Source organism: Flagellimonas lutimaris (genome assembly GCF_051494225.1).
In the GTDB taxonomy this organism is placed as follows: Bacteria; Bacteroidota; Bacteroidia; order Flavobacteriales; family Flavobacteriaceae; genus Flagellimonas; species Flagellimonas lutimaris_A.
The window spans coordinates 61,526-77,731 of the sequence record NZ_JBNPYE010000014.1 but is presented as its reverse complement, the minus strand read 5'-3'; the positions used below and the strand labels follow the sequence as shown (position 1 = coordinate 77,731).

The 16,206-nt window shown below is 36.7% G+C and carries 18 protein-coding genes and 1 tRNA gene; 12 read left to right on the top strand and 7 right to left on the bottom strand.

What is annotated here, in order from left to right; all coding sequences use genetic code 11:
- Window positions 1–135: 135 nt before the first annotated feature.
- From ACQQ5U_RS18520 to ACQQ5U_RS18500, 5 genes are all read right to left on the bottom strand, one after another.
- Entirely contained in the window at window positions 136–612 is a 477-nt protein-coding gene (locus ACQQ5U_RS18520) for a nucleotidyl transferase AbiEii/AbiGii toxin family protein (protein WP_437399839.1), read from the bottom strand.
- Entirely contained in the window at window positions 609–791 is a 183-nt protein-coding gene (locus ACQQ5U_RS18515; RefSeq protein WP_220115291.1) for a hypothetical protein, read from the bottom strand. Before ACQQ5U_RS18515 ends, ACQQ5U_RS18520 begins: the two co-directional genes overlap by 4 nt.
- Before the next feature lie 63 nt (window positions 792–854).
- Entirely contained in the window at window positions 855–1,721 is an 867-nt protein-coding gene (locus tag ACQQ5U_RS18510; protein WP_437399838.1) for a GIY-YIG nuclease family protein, read from the bottom strand.
- Window positions 1,722–1,724: 3 nt separating this feature from the next.
- The gene (locus ACQQ5U_RS18505; protein WP_437399836.1) at window positions 1,725–2,036 is read right to left on the bottom strand and encodes a hypothetical protein; all 312 of its coding nucleotides are present in this window, start codon (window positions 2,034–2,036) and stop codon (window positions 1,725–1,727) included.
- A gap of 302 nt (window positions 2,037–2,338) precedes the next feature.
- A complete protein-coding gene (locus ACQQ5U_RS18500) occupies window positions 2,339–2,554 on the bottom strand; it encodes a helix-turn-helix domain-containing protein (RefSeq protein ID WP_437399834.1) in 216 nt (71 codons plus the stop codon).
- Window positions 2,555–2,710: 156 nt separating this feature from the next.
- On the opposite strand from ACQQ5U_RS18500, the gene ACQQ5U_RS18495 reads away from it, so the two are divergent.
- The 9 genes from ACQQ5U_RS18495 to ACQQ5U_RS18455 all read left to right on the top strand — a co-directional run bounded on the left by ACQQ5U_RS18495 (window position 2,711) and on the right by ACQQ5U_RS18455 (window position 10,886).
- A complete protein-coding gene (locus ACQQ5U_RS18495; RefSeq protein ID WP_437399833.1) occupies window positions 2,711–3,901 on the top strand; it encodes a hypothetical protein in 1,191 nt (396 codons plus the stop codon).
- A gap of 10 nt (window positions 3,902–3,911) precedes the next feature.
- Window positions 3,912–4,256 carry a hypothetical protein gene (locus tag ACQQ5U_RS18490; RefSeq protein ID WP_437399831.1) on the top strand — a complete coding sequence of 115 codons (345 nt, stop codon included), beginning with the start codon at window positions 3,912–3,914 and terminating at the stop codon, window positions 4,254–4,256.
- 29 nt (window positions 4,257–4,285) lie between these two features.
- Window positions 4,286–4,633 carry a hypothetical protein gene (locus ACQQ5U_RS18485; RefSeq protein WP_437399829.1) on the top strand — a complete coding sequence of 116 codons (348 nt, stop codon included), beginning with the start codon at window positions 4,286–4,288 and terminating at the stop codon, window positions 4,631–4,633.
- A 30-nt stretch (window positions 4,634–4,663) separates the two neighbouring features.
- Window positions 4,664–5,011, top strand: a complete 348-nt coding sequence (locus ACQQ5U_RS18480; protein WP_437399828.1) for a hypothetical protein — start codon at window positions 4,664–4,666, stop codon at window positions 5,009–5,011.
- Between the two features lie 604 nt (window positions 5,012–5,615).
- A complete protein-coding gene (locus ACQQ5U_RS18475; RefSeq protein WP_437399826.1) occupies window positions 5,616–6,614 on the top strand; it encodes a hypothetical protein in 999 nt (332 codons plus the stop codon).
- A 69-nt stretch (window positions 6,615–6,683) separates the two neighbouring features.
- The gene (locus ACQQ5U_RS18470) at window positions 6,684–8,015 is read left to right on the top strand and encodes a hypothetical protein (protein WP_437399825.1); all 1,332 of its coding nucleotides are present in this window, start codon (window positions 6,684–6,686) and stop codon (window positions 8,013–8,015) included.
- A gap of 679 nt (window positions 8,016–8,694) precedes the next feature.
- Window positions 8,695–9,318: a GIY-YIG nuclease family protein gene (locus ACQQ5U_RS18465; protein WP_437399823.1), complete on the top strand. Its 624-nt coding sequence runs from the start codon at window positions 8,695–8,697 to the stop codon at window positions 9,316–9,318.
- A gap of 168 nt (window positions 9,319–9,486) precedes the next feature.
- Entirely contained in the window at window positions 9,487–9,774 is a 288-nt protein-coding gene (locus tag ACQQ5U_RS18460; RefSeq protein WP_437399822.1) for a topoisomerase DNA-binding C4 zinc finger domain-containing protein, read from the top strand.
- Between the two features lie 2 nt (window positions 9,775–9,776).
- Entirely contained in the window at window positions 9,777–10,886 is a 1,110-nt protein-coding gene (locus tag ACQQ5U_RS18455) for a restriction endonuclease (protein ID WP_437399820.1), read from the top strand.
- Window positions 10,887–11,334: 448 nt separating this feature from the next.
- Here ACQQ5U_RS18455 and ACQQ5U_RS18450 read toward each other — a convergent pair.
- Together ACQQ5U_RS18450 and rseP are read right to left on the bottom strand one after the other, a co-directional pair.
- A tRNA-Asn gene (locus ACQQ5U_RS18450) sits at window positions 11,335–11,408 on the bottom strand.
- A gap of 69 nt (window positions 11,409–11,477) precedes the next feature.
- The gene (gene rseP / locus ACQQ5U_RS18445; RefSeq protein ID WP_437399818.1) at window positions 11,478–12,827 is read right to left on the bottom strand and encodes an RIP metalloprotease RseP; all 1,350 of its coding nucleotides are present in this window, start codon (window positions 12,825–12,827) and stop codon (window positions 11,478–11,480) included.
- 152 nt (window positions 12,828–12,979) lie between these two features.
- Between rseP and ACQQ5U_RS18440 the strand changes: the two genes are divergently transcribed.
- The 3 genes from ACQQ5U_RS18440 (at window position 12,980) to feoB (ending at window position 16,199) form a co-directional block, all read left to right on the top strand.
- Complete coding sequence (locus tag ACQQ5U_RS18440; RefSeq protein ID WP_437399816.1) at window positions 12,980–13,654, top strand: SCO family protein; 675 nt, start codon at window positions 12,980–12,982, stop codon at window positions 13,652–13,654.
- Between the two features lie 89 nt (window positions 13,655–13,743).
- Window positions 13,744–13,986, top strand: a complete 243-nt coding sequence (locus tag ACQQ5U_RS18435; RefSeq protein WP_437399814.1) for a FeoA family protein — start codon at window positions 13,744–13,746, stop codon at window positions 13,984–13,986.
- Window positions 13,983–16,199, top strand: coding sequence for a ferrous iron transport protein B (gene feoB, locus ACQQ5U_RS18430; protein ID WP_437399812.1), 2,217 nt, complete (start codon window positions 13,983–13,985; stop codon window positions 16,197–16,199). The genes ACQQ5U_RS18435 and feoB overlap by 4 nt, the downstream gene beginning before the upstream one ends.
- Window positions 16,200–16,206 lie beyond the last annotated feature (7 nt).

Sequence of the window (16,206 nt, the reverse complement as noted above, 5' to 3'; positions counted from 1 at the left end):
TCCATGCCCATTAGGAACTGGGGCATCATTTTAAACCAGTTCCTAACGATCTATGAAAAAAGGGTCAGACTCTAATAAAGTCAAACCCCCGTTATTTTTAAATTACACACTTATTGGGATAGTGTCCTGTTATAATTACTTTTTATTATTGATTCTCTTCAATTGTTGGACATCTGCCAGATCCTTGGGCCTCCCCGCTTTGATCTTACTTGTAATCAAGTCATCAAGATTCAATACTTTCCATTTTAGTTGGGGTTGGTCATCCAAGGAAGCTTCTTCCGCTTCCTCATAAGCTTGGTCAAAACTTTTGTTCACTGAAAAATTGGTTATCAACTCTAGGTTGAGATCGGCAGGGGAGAATTTAATGGAAATGTTTTGGTGCCCCTCCTTCACTTCTTTTGGGAAATCATCAATCTCGTATCCCATTTCATTGAACACTTTTACCAACCTTTTAAAATTGTCCTCTTTTGGGTCAATCCAAAAATCAACATCGGCAGAGTGTCTTTGATGCCCGTGAAAATTGACGGCACCCCCACCAACCATGAGCATCCTAACCCCGTGCTTGTTGGTCATTTCCAAAAAAAGGTCGATATCCTCTTTCCATTGCCTCATTTCCCTGTAGTAATCTGAATGATGAATTTATTCTCATCATGTTTGGCCTTTGTGGGAAATCGGTTGATGCGCTGCATGAGGTCCAAGAAACGGTAAACACGCTCAATAGGCGAAAGTGCCAAGAAATCTCTTTCCTGTTCCATATTGGCCTCATCCTTGGTACGAAATTGAACTTGCATATGCCTATAGATTACCGTTCTATGATATAAAGATATTACAAATTGACAAGAGCCTTATTTAAATTACAATGATTCGAGCATAGATTTGATGTCATTAACATCTTGCTCGTTCAGCTCAAACCACTCTCCTCTGATTCTTTTATCGCCGTACACTTTATGCAATGTGCCTTCCATAGTTTCCGCTATGACTCTTTTCGGATATTCCTTTGAGCAAATAAGTTCTATAGTTGGCTTTTGACTCTGCAACGTTTTTTCCCTGTATTGTGGTTTATTTGAGATACCTATTTTATAAAAATCATTGGTTGTATCAACCATAAGATATACATGACAACCCTCTGCTCTTTTATCATTATCCTGATCTTCCGATTTTAATAATTGATGGTCAGGTAGTTCGCTCTGTAGAACATGCACAAACTCAGAAGCCAATTGCTTTATGACATAGAATATCTGCTCTCCGGTGTACCAATAAAAGTTCTTTGTCTTTGCAGCCAACTTGGTTTTTCGACTGCTGTCCAAAATTCCCCAACTTAGCATATTAAAGTTTTTAAAACTATCGATTTCTTCCTCTGATATAACGGTATTATTGTAATAAAGACCGGACCATGAAGAATGAGCAAGTTCAGATTTACGGATTATTTCAAATTCAATGAATTTTCCATTACTAAACTCAAATATTACTATGTCTTTGGGCTTCAAATAAAGCTCCCTTTTAAAAAAATAAAAAGTTATAAAGTCTTTCTTATCTCCATGTTCGAACGAAAATATGAAATTCTTCCCTACATCAGTGTTCAATATAACACCTCCTATCGGACTCATGTTTGACGTTCCAAATGGATAATTATGTCCACCCACCAGTCTCCATCTTATACGCTTAGCGCCTGAAAATGGATCTTTGGTGATTACAGCCTTATTTGTGAAATCATTTTCCAAAAATTACTCTGATATTTTGTTCATCGCCTTATCCAACCGTTCTTGAAACTCATTTAACTTTGGATTGATATCGGTCCTATTGGAGGATGCCAAAGTTTTAAATACCAAAACGGCTTTCTCAAGGACCCGTACTTCTTCCGATATTAATTTTCTTTTGCTATATAAAATAGCCAATCTCCGATATGGAAAACTGCCGACAAAGTTTTCAGCAATGTTTGCTTCATAAAGGGACATAGCCTCCAAAACATTACCTTCTCTTTCCAATCGTTTTCCCATCAAGTTTCGTTGCACCTGATTGTCAAAGTTTTTGTCCATCGTCAACGCAAACTTTTACTGTTATTTGACACCTAAACTTTTCATTCACAATTTACATAATTCAATACATACGGAAGTAAAACTATTCCAACGATGCTGCTAAGCCTTGTCATAATTCTTATATTACAATTCTATTTCAACGTTTTCTAGAGATTTAAGTTTAGTTAAATTCCTTACCAATAAAGGAGTTTCTATTGAGGGGTACATTATCAAATGAAAGAAAGCCTATAAAGTGAACGAAGCAAAGCGAAGTGCTGCAAGCCCCAAATCATTAACCTAATACTACTGAGCGAGGCAATTGATTATTTTGGAAGTTCAACATCACCATACAATTCCTTCATTACTTCACAGGGATCTATATCAATCGCCAATGAAATAAGATAGAGCTCCTCTGCCCTTAGTTTGGTGGTGGGATTGGAACTCAATTGACTTATCCTCGATTTACTTATACCGGTCCTTCTCGCCACTTCCGCTTTGTTGATGGACTTTTTGGCCAAATATAATCCTAGGTCTGTCATTATAGAGTGAATGTAAAATTTTGATACATAAAGATAGATTTTAGACACACCTATATAAAATTTTATCTAATTGGTATAGAAAATGAGTGTTTATTTTATACTTTCGTATAGAAAATCTATACAATTGGATTGAAATTCACCTTAAAAATTCGGCATATGGATTCCTTAGCACAAAGAAAGAAACAGCTAGACCCCCAGATACAGGGGCTTTTATCGGATATTATCAAAGTAATTCCGAATGTTGCACAGGTCTATCTGAACAAGGGCCACGAAAAAAAGAACACCTTTAAATTCAGGTGGAACATCATTATTGATGCACCCAAAAATGACATAAACAACAAGTTCCTTCCCATTGTCCAAGGGTTGCTTTTTGACCATCAAGATCATTTCCACAATCTCTTTTCCCATGATTACGCCAAAACAGAACTGGCTAATGGAAACCTGTTTTTCATCAACCATTGTCGGACCGAACATCTCATATTTGGAAATCGGGAAATTGGCTTTCCTTGGAACCAACATGAAGACCTAACCAATGAGAAAGTCCAGAAAAACATTGAGGAGGACTTTCGGACATCCTTGGAAGGCAGTTTTGCCTTTCAAAAGGGGTTCAAATACTTCATGTCAGATGATAACCTATCCCAAGCCGCCTTTATGGCCCATCAAGGCTTTGAACTAGGATACCGGGTCTTGGAAGGCTTTCTCTGCGGGAAAGTTAAAATCTGCCATAAGATAGAGGTACATCAAAAGTTCTTGGAAAGGAACATTTTCCGAACAAAGGGAATGTTCAATCTTGAAGACAACACGGAGACGGAATTATTGGAACTATTGGATAGGGCCTATTCCAGTTCTAGATATGAAAACTCCTTCCATATTGAAAGGGATCAGTTGGACATTTTGGAACAAAAGCTTGTATCCTTCTTGGATGAGATTATGCAATTATTCGAAGGGGAGCTAGACCTATTACAGACGCTTATTAGAAGTCGAAAAAAGACTTCGCTTGAAACCCAAAATATAGAAGTGCCCAACCTATTGGACACGATTAGGAAATTGAGCAAGGAAAACTTTGAAATGATGAGACCTGCAAATCGAAGGACAAAAAAAGGATATTATCTCAACCACGTTTATGTCCATAGTCACTTCTCCCTTTTCTACACCATAAAATCGACCCTTAATGTATGTATCCTGGCCTTGGACGAGCAATGTGATATGACCTTGGACATCAAAAACATCAAAGAGGATGTAAAGACCGTACTGGAGTTTGCAAAGAACCTCATACCCTTGGAAGAGGGCAACTATCTAGATGAAATGAGGGAACTTATGCTTTCCGATAAAGAAACTACAACTTAACGAAGAAGCCATGGAAAAGAACAAGGAAGACCATAGCAACGAAAAGGAACTACTGGACAAAGTGATTAGTTTGTTGAACCCTAGAAAACGAAGATTTCATGGGAATGACGAACCACAAGTCCAAGAAGTGGTGTTTAAGGTGGAGAACAATTCAGAACTACGTTATGTCATCTCTTGCCTATTAAGGCTGTGCATGTCCACCATTGACAACGAAAATGAACTCGACTCACCAAGACTTCCCTTTCTATCCAAGGATGATGCAGTGATCACCATACTGGAGTTGGTTATTGATATTCTTCCTGACGACCAGTTGGACAGTTACGATCGAATAGAAAAACTCCTTTTGAAGGAATAAACATGATTGTGAACCCAAAAACATGAACAATGAAACACAAGAAGAAAAAACTCAAAACCTTGAAGGAGATCCAAGACCTTAGAAAAAATCTTACCGGGCTGCTTGGAAACAAAAAGTCCATTGATCCCAATGGAAACCATGTGTACTTCGAGGTCAGAGACAACAACCACCTTTTAATGCAAATCAGAAGCCTTTTGCAGCTCTGTGTATTCGCTCTTAATAGTGATGGGATGATGTTGGCCCCTAAAAACCATAATGCATCAAAGGAGGATAGTGTCACCCAAGTATTGGAACTGGTTATCTGCATCCTTCCAGATAGTCAAATGTACTATATGGACAAACTGGATGAAATGCTGACGAAACTTGAAAACAGATAATCCCATAAATCAATTCAAATACATCACATCATGAACCCTAACGAAGAAAAGCTCCTAAAGGATTTGAGACACCACTCGAACGACCACTCCCCGACCTTGGTTCCACATCCTTGGTTCAAGGAAAAGTTCCAACCCACTTTCTTTTACCTTGACGGTCATGCCGATCTGTTGTTGACCGTTCGCGCATTGATTTATCTTTCCATGAGGGCAATAAACCCCGAATTGGGTTCGGACGATGTAATGGAAAGGAACGAAGAGGAATTCATCCATCAGGCAATGACCATCGCCAACCGTTTGATGCCGGTCGGTGAAGAAGCATTAATGGACCTTTTGAACCTGTTTTATAGGGAGGAAAAGAAGGCTAAAGTAGAGGAATGATTAAGGAATAGAAAAGCATTTTTTCATCAAATAAGTAGGGTTTAATATGATTTTTATGCTAAAAATTCCTTGATTTTACTAGGCTGAGAGCATTTTTACGCTAAAAATAGGATTTGCCTGAAAATTTCACTCGGGTTAAAAATGGAATGAAACCTACACCAATTTCAAACTTCCAACAATCACTTTTCCATTAAAAATTCATTGATTTTACTGGGCCGAGAGCGTTTTTCCATCAAAAATGATGTAAATGCCAATAACCAATATTTTCAAAAAACACACTAAAAATGGGCTTTTCCGAAGGGAAATAAATCAATAGCACCGCGCTAGCGTGCTATCCTCTTGCTTTACATTTTTATTTTTGCAGAGCAAAACAAAAAAGAAAGCAATCCTCCTTTAGAATTAAATGACATTATCCAATCTCTTTACGGAATTCCACATTTTCCAATTTATTGAAATTTCTTACATTTAACTCCATCCCCCTAGATTTACAGTTAGCCTAGTAAAAACTATGTTTTAATTAAAAACTTGGGCATAGTCAACCAAATTAGTAGTATATGCTTATAAAAGTTTGGCATATAAATAAGTTAGGTGCAATTAGAATAATATGAAATTGTTTACAGAGCCTTCAGGTAAGTTTGTAATAAAAGTTCCAACAGAATGGAGATATGCCAACGTTGCAGCTGGCTATGAAGAAAAATCACCATTTAGTTTTCAGCCATATAAGAACCCTGATTGGTCATTTCAAATCAGTTGTTATTCCAAAGAGGAAAAGCCCTTAAACCCGAATGTCGAAATTCAAAAATTCAACACATCAGAACTCGATTTTAAGGAGTTCAGAATGGACGATGATGGATTTAATATGCACATCTGGGGAGCAACCGTAGAAGACCATACATTGATGGCAAAGTATATCTACGATTCTGCCAAGGAATCTGATAAAGAAATTCTCAAAGAACTTGAAAGAGTTAAAAATGCTTTATCAACCATTCAACTTTTAAGTCCAGATAAGAGAAAATTGGCATTTGACCTTGATAAGTATGAAAAATTCATGGCTTCTTTAGCTGCCTCATTCGACATAAAAAATACCGCACTAGAAAACGAATCTATGATTGAATTTTCAATTGTAGTTGCCAACCAGATAGATGCTTATCTGAGACTTTCAATAGTTATGAGAAAACAGTTGGATGATTCTACGGATGAAATGGACATTAAATACTTGTATCAATCTCCATCGGACAGGCCAATAATGGAAAGAAAAGTCTATTCGTTGGCAAAGGAGAGGAGAATATTAAATGACGAAATTTTCAATGAACTCGAGTCTCTATATCTTGAAAGGAACAAAATGGTTCATCGATATATCATCTCTGAATTTAAGACGAACCAACTTTTTGAAATTGCATATAGATACGAAACTGCTTGTGAAAAGGTGAGACTCATTATGAGAGACATTGAAGATGAGCAATTTGAGGAAAAAATTGGGATTTATGGAAATGGTCAGCACGCACATGCAGAGCCAACGGATGAAGCTTTAAAACTGCTGCATGCTCAAGTGAATGACAAGCATCTATTAGAGAAATTTGAAAGAAAAATAAAAAGCACCTAACAAAACCTAAACTGCATTAAAACGCTGTTTAGCCAAAACGTTGGCAACAATCTAAAACCAGAACTATACTTGGAAGAATTTGAAAAAATAACAAGAGAGATTTTTCATTTAATTGCCGAATATGGAATTAAAAATAAACCGCTCGACTTTAGAAATCCCGAAAAGATAACTGAAAAAGACAAAACCGAATTTTTAATTCAGGTTCACAAAGGTTTTAGATTGGGACAAGATTTAATAATCAAAGAAATTGTTCCTCTACTCAAAAAACAGAAACAACTCAAAGAAAAAGAAAAACAAGCCAAGCGAGATAGGGACAAAGATTTATTACAGCAAGCCAAAGCAGAAATAGATTTAATTGACTACAAAGTCAAAATTTTAAGACATTTTTCGGATTTTATTGCTTGGCAAGTATTCAAAAAGGATTACTACAAAGCTCGTAGGTTCTATTCAGGTGACAGAAACAGACCTGATTTACTGAAGACCAACTTAGAATCCGTTCTCACAGCTGTTGAACACTTTCACAAAGAAAATGATATAAATTTTGCCTTAATAACGGATTTGACATCTTTTATTGATATTGGAGATATTTTGTTAATCAAAGATGGAGAAATCAGAATTGTAGAATGTAAAGAAGGAGAAGTACAAAAAAAGGTATTTGATTTTTTAGATTATGCTGGACAAGACGATTTTGACGTAACTAAAATTGACTATAGCGATAAAAATAACAAGTTCTTTGACCAAGTAGAAAGAACCTTAAAACAAATGGAAAAAGGAGTTAGGGTTACAGAGTTTCTAAAAAAAGAAGAAGGAACCGACCCTTTTTCTGAGAAAAAAATTAAAGTATTAGAATCAACCAACCCACAAGAATATTACTTTGAATACCTTATAAATTTAATCGAGGAATCAAAAAAGAATAATTCAACTTACGGAGAAATAGAAAACATTGTTTATATCGGAATTTATAGAGAGAATAAAAAACCAGTTTCACCACATCTATTTAAAGCAATTGTTGACCAAATCTATGAAAAAAATATAATTATAGATTATGTTAACTTGATTGGAATTCCTTTAAAAGAACCTATGTTTTTCAAACCATTTGGAGTGGAAAGCATCTTTGACATATTGTTCGGGCGAGTAAAAATTTACCTAGCAATCCATTTAGAAAAACTAATTGAACTATTTAATGAAAAAGGGATTTCAGCCAAATGGTTAAGTAGAAAAGAAACTCATAAAATTCTTGACCTTGAGAAAAGGCACAGACCATTTGTTTTTGAAAATAGAGCAATAGAAATCACTTTGAATGGTCAAAGTATGACTTTAGGAAATTCATTTTTAATTTATCTTCTTTTAGATAATATTACACCTACGTCATACGTGGAAAGATATTTAAATTTAAAATAAAAGCCAGTTGCCAACTGCAGATACCCCAAAATTATAGGACAGTTTTCTATTAACCTAAAATAATTATTAAGCCTCTTTTTTCGAATAGATAGATGAATCAATAATTTATCTGTTCTATACATTTTTCCGTGAAAAATTCTTTGATTTTACAGGGTTGAGCACCTTTTTCCATGAAAAATAGAAGATTTACCGATAAAATTATTGGACAAATAAAGCCTTCATTACTCAACTAAGCCATTCTTCAAAAAACCATTTTTTAGTAAAAAATCAATTGATTTTACTGGTCTGAAGACTATTTTTTAGTAAAAAAAGCTATAAAGGCCATTGATCAATATTTTTAAAAAAGCCCTAAAAATCGGCTTTTCCGAAGGAAAATGAATCAATAACACCGCGTTAGCGTGTTATCCTCTTGCTTTACATTTTTCTTTTGCGCAGCAAAACAAAAAAGAAAGCAATCAAGTTTGGAAACCAAATCATTCATTAGATGAGATTATTAAACCTTTTACGGAATCCCACATTTCTGAGTTTATTGAAAATACTTACATTTAACTCCATCCCCAAAAAAATAAAGTAAGCCTTAAAAATAGACCTAATATGAAATCTGAAAATTGGCTATAGCCAACCAAATTGCAGATATATGCGGATAAAAACAAGTTGTGGGTAATACGAGAAAAAGGAAATGGCAGGATTAACAAGCGAACAAATTAGATTTTTAAAAGAGCAAAAAATAGAGCCGAAATATGTATTCGATGCTGACGGACTTTCAAAATCCGAATATCGCGTGATTATGAAAGAACTAAATAAATTGATTGCTTATAATGTTACACCTTGCCAAAAAGAGGGACATACTTTACGAACAAGAAGTGGACATTGTTGTCAATGCGATACGGCAAAATTAGGATTTCAGAAAAGAAATGACTCTGGCGGAATAGTCTATATTGCTGGAAGTTTGACTGGAGAACTTGTGAAAATTGGATTTTCAAAAGCAGTCGAAGTAAGAACGGAATCACTTAATCGGACTAAATATGCTGGATTTAATGACTGGAAAATACTTTACGCTCTGAAAAGTAAAAACGCTGGACGAATAGAAACCAAAGCGAATTCGTTACTGCACAATTATGCCTTTTCGGTTGACTATGAACACGACGGACATTGGCAAGATTCATATGAAACATATCATTGTGCATATTCAAAAGCAAAAGGATTTGTGGAAAAAGCCTTTCAATCGGAAAATTATGAGGTAGAAATTGAGAGAAATAGTCCGACTGAAAAATATGAATTTAGGAATTTAAAGAAATTATAAACTGGAAAAAGTACTACCCACAACAATGTAACCACAATTACGGCGGATTCGACTACGTCCGAATCCACTCGGAATTGCGAGAGTCAGTGCTTAGCCGAAAATAAACGCATATAAACCCGTAACTGACGGTTATATGAGACCGTTATATGAAATACTGAAAATCTCTCTATGATTTTAATGTACATTTTCGGTTTGGTAATCCTCTATTTCCTAGTCCTAGGTATACACGATAGTATAAAACAGCGCATTAGAGATAAGGCCGCAAAAGAGGTTTTGGTTGGGTTTGATTACAAAAGAGAAAAAGAGGAAATCATCAGCATTTGTGCAAATTTCGTCCCTGAAGAATTATTATGCCCAAAATGCAATGGGTTAATGAGAACAAAAAAAGGTGCTTACGGGGAGTTTATTGGTTGTTCTAACTATCCTAACTGTAGATATACTAGAAGTGTGAAATAAATATGGGTTATTTTGAGAATCGAAAAAGAGAGTTGAATGAGTTATTGCAACTGCTTAAACAAGAGAAAAAGACATTCGCAGGATTTGCAAGGAACAAAGAACAAGAACTTGATAGAAAACTAAAAATTAATCAAGAACTAAAAGCTGCTGTGGATCAATTGGCCAAAGAACGACAAATAGGGTTTCCCTGGCTCGCAAATGCTTATGTTGAATTACTAGAGATTTATGATAAAAAATTAGAAAACCATTTAAGAAATAAAAAACATCCTGCTATCCAAGCTAGCAAGACACTTAAGGAACAAAATGCTATTAAAAGACAGGCAATTAAAGATAAAAAGATAGCGGAGTACATCGTGCAATACTACGAGAGTATTGCTCCTTTCTTAGTTGATTTAAAAGAAGAAGTAGAAATAACTTCAGAGGAGGAAGTAGAATCCTATCGTGCATATACTGAGAAGGAAAAGCGCGATGCCACCACGCACTTTCTAACAATTGATGAATATAGGAACCTATCCACGGCACAAAAGAATCAATTAGCTCTTGACAGATATAAAAAACGCCCTAAATCGAAAAGTCTGATTGGAAAATTATACGAAAGATATATTGGTTATTTATATGAGTCACAAGGATATGATGTGGAATACATCGGCATATTTAAGGGTTTTGAGGACCTTGGTCGCGATCTGGTGTGCAAAAAGGAAAATGAAATATTAATTATACAATGCAAGAATTGGTCAAAATTTAAGACCATTTATGAAAAGCATATATTTCAATTTTTTGGTACTGTTTTTCAGTATAAATATGAAAATCCTCAGTTGAACGTAAAACCTGTTTTTTATTGTTCGACGAAACTTTCGGATTTAGCCAATCGTTTTGCCTCTGAACTTGAAATAGAGGTTTTCCAAAATTTTAAATACGATAATGATTACCCCTGTATAAAATGTAATATTTCAAAAAGGGATAAAGAAAAGATTTATCACCTACCTTTCGATCAGCAATATGATAAGATAAAAATTGAACCAAATCTTGGTGAATTCTATTGTTCCAATGTGGCTGAAGCAGAAAGTCGAGGCTTTAGACGAGCTTTTAGATATACAGGAAAGGTAGATTAATATTTCTTACAGCACTTCATATAACCAACGCCCTTAGTGGAAACGCCGGACACAGTATACCCCCTTGGTCGGGCCAAAGTGAGCCACCCGGCTCATCCAACTTTTAAACAGAATCCGAATATTGACTTTTTATTTGGATATTTTGGAGATATGCCTGTTTCGACCAAACAAGATGGATTAGATTTTCAAGCTTATTTTTGAGTAGGTCACACCCTATTCCAATTTTACTTTACGTTTTTCTTCCCGAACACTATAAAATTGGAACAGGAACCATGTGCAAAAGTTTAAGGGTAAGTATTTGGGACAATTCCTTAAATTATTTTGAAAAACTTTGGTCCTAAATGTTAAAATTTGGTGCTAAACTTTACTTTTTTTGATGCGCGTGCAAATTGCGTGCAAATGAAAAAGGCTCCAGAGTTTGAAATTCTCTGAAGCCTTGTTGTATCTGCTCCCCCTCTTGGGCTCGAACCAAGGACCCTCTGATTAACAGTCAGATGCTCTAACCAACTGAGCTAAGGAGGAATATTTTACCTTAAGCGGGTGCAAATATAATGGATTCTTTTTTACACCACAAACAAAAAAAATGCTTTTCTATTTAAAAAGCCATTTATACAAATCGTTTCCATTGGCAAACAGCAACAAGGCAATTAATATAAAGAAGCCAATCATTTGAGCATACTCCAAAAATTTGTCGCTAGGTTTGCGTCCGGTTACCATTTCAAATAACAAAAAGGCCACATGCCCACCGTCCAATGCTGGAATGGGCAAAATGTTCATAAAGGCCAAAATAATGGATATAAATGCCGTCGTGGCCCAAAATGCCGGCCAATTCCAGGTATCTGGGAACATACCACCAATAGCGGCAAATCCACCAACTTCTTTATAGGCTCCGGTATCAGGATTGAATATTTTCTTCATTCCTTTTATATAATCCGTAAGCGTTTTTACGCCCTTGTTCCAACCTGCTGGAATGGATTCCAAAAACGAATATTTTAAAGTCTTTTGCTCAAGGTAACCTGCTTCTTTATATTCTTCTGGTGTCATCCCTAAAGCAACTCCCAATGCAGCCTCTTCAGACACTTTTAAGGTTAAATCGACCAATTCCCCATTACGTTCTACCTTTACGGCTACCTTACCACCTTTGTTGGCTTCTAGAATTGGTATCACTTGGTCTTTATATTCCACTGGCCTGCCTGCCATTTCAACCACGGCATCACCTTCCTGAAGTCCGCTATCTATATTTAGGGATTTTTTTGGAACACCACTGATTACGAAAGGAACCCGGTAATAAATAAAACGCACCTTTTCTTTGTCCTCGGATAGAGTTTCTATAAAATCGACCGGAATTTTCTTTTCAATAACCTGTCCGTCCCTTTCAATGGTATACTTTTCCCCATATACCATTTCCGGAAGTACTTGTTGCAAAGCTTCTACCTTCTTACCATCTACGGATAAAATTTTATCACCAGTTTGGATTCCCAATTCATCGCCCAAACTTTTCTCGGTTACCCAAATTCCATCCTTTAGGCTATCATTCGCTATGTACTGTTCACCATAGGTAAAAACCAATCCTATAAAAATAACAACAGCTAAAACAAAGTTGACGGTCACTCCACCAAGCATGATAATCAATCGTTGCCAAGCCGGCTTACTTCGGAACTCCCAAGGTTTTGGTTCTTCTTTCATCTGCTCCTTGTCCATGCTCTCATCGATCATCCCGGATATCTTCACGTATCCGCCCAAGGGCAACCAACCGATACCATAAACAGTCTCACCTATTTTCTTTTTGAACAATGAGAATTTCACATCAAAAAAGAGATAAAACTTCTCCACCCTGGTCTTAAAAAGCTTTGCCGGGATAAAGTGTCCCAGCTCGTGCAGCACGATTAGAAGCGATAAGCTTAAAAAGAATTGTATGGTCTTTATAACTATAGGGGTCATTCGTCGTCTTTTGTTAAAACGAACAAAAGTAACCTTTTAGGTATTGATAAAAAAACCTCGATTTTATTCCCACTTACGATTTAAGAAAGATTTAGCAACAAAACATGGCTTTCTCCTTGATGAATAGCCATTTGGGCCGTAATTTTGTAGCCATGAAATCATTTTTTGCAAAGTACAAGTTGTTCGGAATCGTAATGTTAGCACTTTCGGCGGTAATAGTCTACCTCTTTTACAATGCTTTGCAACCTAAAAAAATGCTTCCGGTTTATCAACCTTCAATGGTGGACAAATCACTAGTCGACAGCACTTTACATTACACCAAAAAGTACCACAAAATAGCTGATTTCTCTTTGGTCAACCAGAATGGGGACACCATAACGCAAGAAAACTATAAGGGTAAAATATATGTGGCCGATTTCTTTTTTACCACATGCCTTACCATTTGTCCCATTATGACGAAGAACATGTCTGAAATTCAGGAAGCCGTAAAGGATGATCCCAATATTATGCTGCTCTCCCATTCCGTTACCCCACAAATAGATACGGTTGCGCAGTTAAAAAGGTATGCATTGGAAAAAGGTGTTATTGATAGCAAGTGGAATTTGGTCACTGGCGACAAAAAACAGATTTATGAACTGGCCAGAAAGTCGTATTTAGCTGTAAAAAATGACGGGGACGGTGGTCCGTTTGATATGATTCATACCGAAAATTTTATTCTGGTGGACAAAGAAAAAAGAATTCGTGGGTTTTATGACGGCACCAATCGGGAAGATATTGGCAAACTTCTTGAAGATATCAAAATACTTGAGGCCAGTTACCTAGAATAGTCTGGGGCACCTTTATTACCAAATGCAAGGTAAAGTTTCCCTTTTTTATTTATTTTTGCTCTTAATTAAATTTATTCTAAATAAACACAGTGGCGACCGTAGCAGATTTACGATATGGACAAAAGGGTATCATTAAGGATTTTACCGAACATACCCTACCTATTAAATTAATGGAATTGGGGTGCCTTCCCGGAAACAGTGTGGAATTATTGCAAGTTGCCCCATTAAACGACCCCATTTATATCAACCTTAGCGGAAGTCATTTGGCAATAAGAAGATCTTTGGCAGAACTCATCGAGCTGGATATTATTGAAGAAACTCAAACCCCATGAGCAAAAACATTAATGTAGCCCTTATTGGCAACCCCAATACAGGGAAAACCTCAGTTTTTAATCAGCTTACCGGGCTCAAACAAAAAGTAGGGAACTATCCAGGAATTACCGTAGAGAAAAAAGAAGGAATCTGCAAGCTTCCGAGGGGGGTTAAGGCACATATCCTTGATTTACCTGGAACCTATAGTCTAAACACTACGTCCTTGGACGAAAGTCTGGTGGTAGAGCTGCTGCTCAATAAAAACGATAAGGACTATCCAGATGTCGCTGTGGTCATCAGCGATGTAGAAAACCTAAAAAGGAACCTACTTCTTTTTACTCAAATAAAGGATCTTAAGATTCCAACCATTTTGGTCATAAACATGGCAGATCGGATGTCCCGAAAAGGAATTTCGTTGGATGTTGAGGCCATGGAAAAAAAGTTGGACACCAAAATTGCATTGGTAAGTACAAGAAAGCGCACAGGAATTGAACGTGTCAAAGAACTTATTGCCGACTACAAGAGTATTTCTTCCAAATCCGTTTTAGACCCGACCAGAATTTCTCCTGAATATTTTGACCGTCTTAAAAAGACATTTCCACAGGAAGACCTTTACAAATTATGGTTGGTCATCACGCAGGATGTGAACTTTATGCCCATTGAGAAAAAAAGGATTCAGGATGCTACAGATTTCTCTACTAAATCAAAGGATGAGCTAAAAAAATTACAGCATAGGGAAACCGTTCTTCGATACCAGTTGATCAACAACATATTGAAAGAAACTTATAAGGTGGATTTTATGGCCGCAAAAGGTTTGCGAGCTTCAATGGACAAAATTCTTACGCACAAAGTATTTGGCTACCTCATATTCTTTGTAATTCTGCTAACCATTTTCCAGGCAATTTTTGATTGGAGTGGTTACCCCATGGATTTTATAGATGAGCAATTTGCCATGGCTGCAGAATGGGTAAAAAACACACTGCCTGCAGGTCTGTTCACCGATTTATTGGCCGAAGGTATTATCGCAGGTATTGGTGGAATTGTCATTTTTATACCTCAGATAGCATTTTTATTCCTTTTCATCTCTCTTTTGGAAGAATCGGGATATATGAGTCGAGTAGTTTTTTTAATGGATCGTTTAATGCGCCCATTTGGACTTAGCGGAAAAAGTGTTGTGCCTTTGATTTCAGGTAATGCATGTGCCATTCCCGCCATTATGGCCACGCGTACCATTGAAAATTGGAAAGAACGGCTCATCACCATATTGGTGACACCATTTACCACATGTTCTGCCAGATTACCCGTGTATTTAATATTGATTGCCCTTGTTATTCCCGAAGGGAGTTTTCTTGGTCTTAGCTATCAAGCATTGACCTTGATGTTACTGTACATGATTGGATTTGGAATGGCGCTTTTATCGGCCATGGCTCTGAATAAAATACTCAAGATTAAAACAAGGTCCGTATTCATGGTCGAAATGCCCACCTATAGACTACCATTGTTAAAGAATGTAGGCTATACCGTGATAGAAAAAACAAAAAGCTTTGTTTTGGGGGCAGGTAAAATCATATTGGCCATTTCCATTGTGTTGTGGTTTTTGGGATCCAACGGTTATTCCGATGACTTTGAAAATGCCGAGGACATTGTTACAGAAAGAATCGAGAAACAGGGATTGAGCATCTACAGTAAAAATTATATCCAAAACAACGTGGCATCCTTCCGTGAATCAGCAGAGGGCAAAGGTATGTCAACCGGTGCATTGCAAGATTCCATTCAAGTTTTAAAAGCTAAACTTTCCGAAAGAGCTGTCGCCCAGGAAATAGCCAGTTACAAATTGGAGCATTCCTATATCGGTCAAGCAGGAAAAGCCTTTGAACCCCTTGTAAAACCCCTGGGCTACGATTGGAAAATCGGAATAGCTGTATTGACCTCCTTCGCCGCCCGTGAAGTATTTGTGGGAACCTTGGCCACCATTTATAGTGTGGGAAGCGATGAAGAAGAAACGATTAAAAACCGGATGGCCGCCGAACTGGATGAAGAAAGCAAACCTTTGTTCAACTTGGCTTCAGGTATTTCATTGATGTTTTTTTATGCTTTTGCCATGCAATGTGCAAGCACCCTTGCGATTGTAAAACGTGAGACCAACTCCTGGAAATGGCCCATGATCCAATTGGGTTTTATGAGTACTTTTGCCTATATAGTAGCATTGATAGCCTACCAAATCCTAATTTAATACAAAG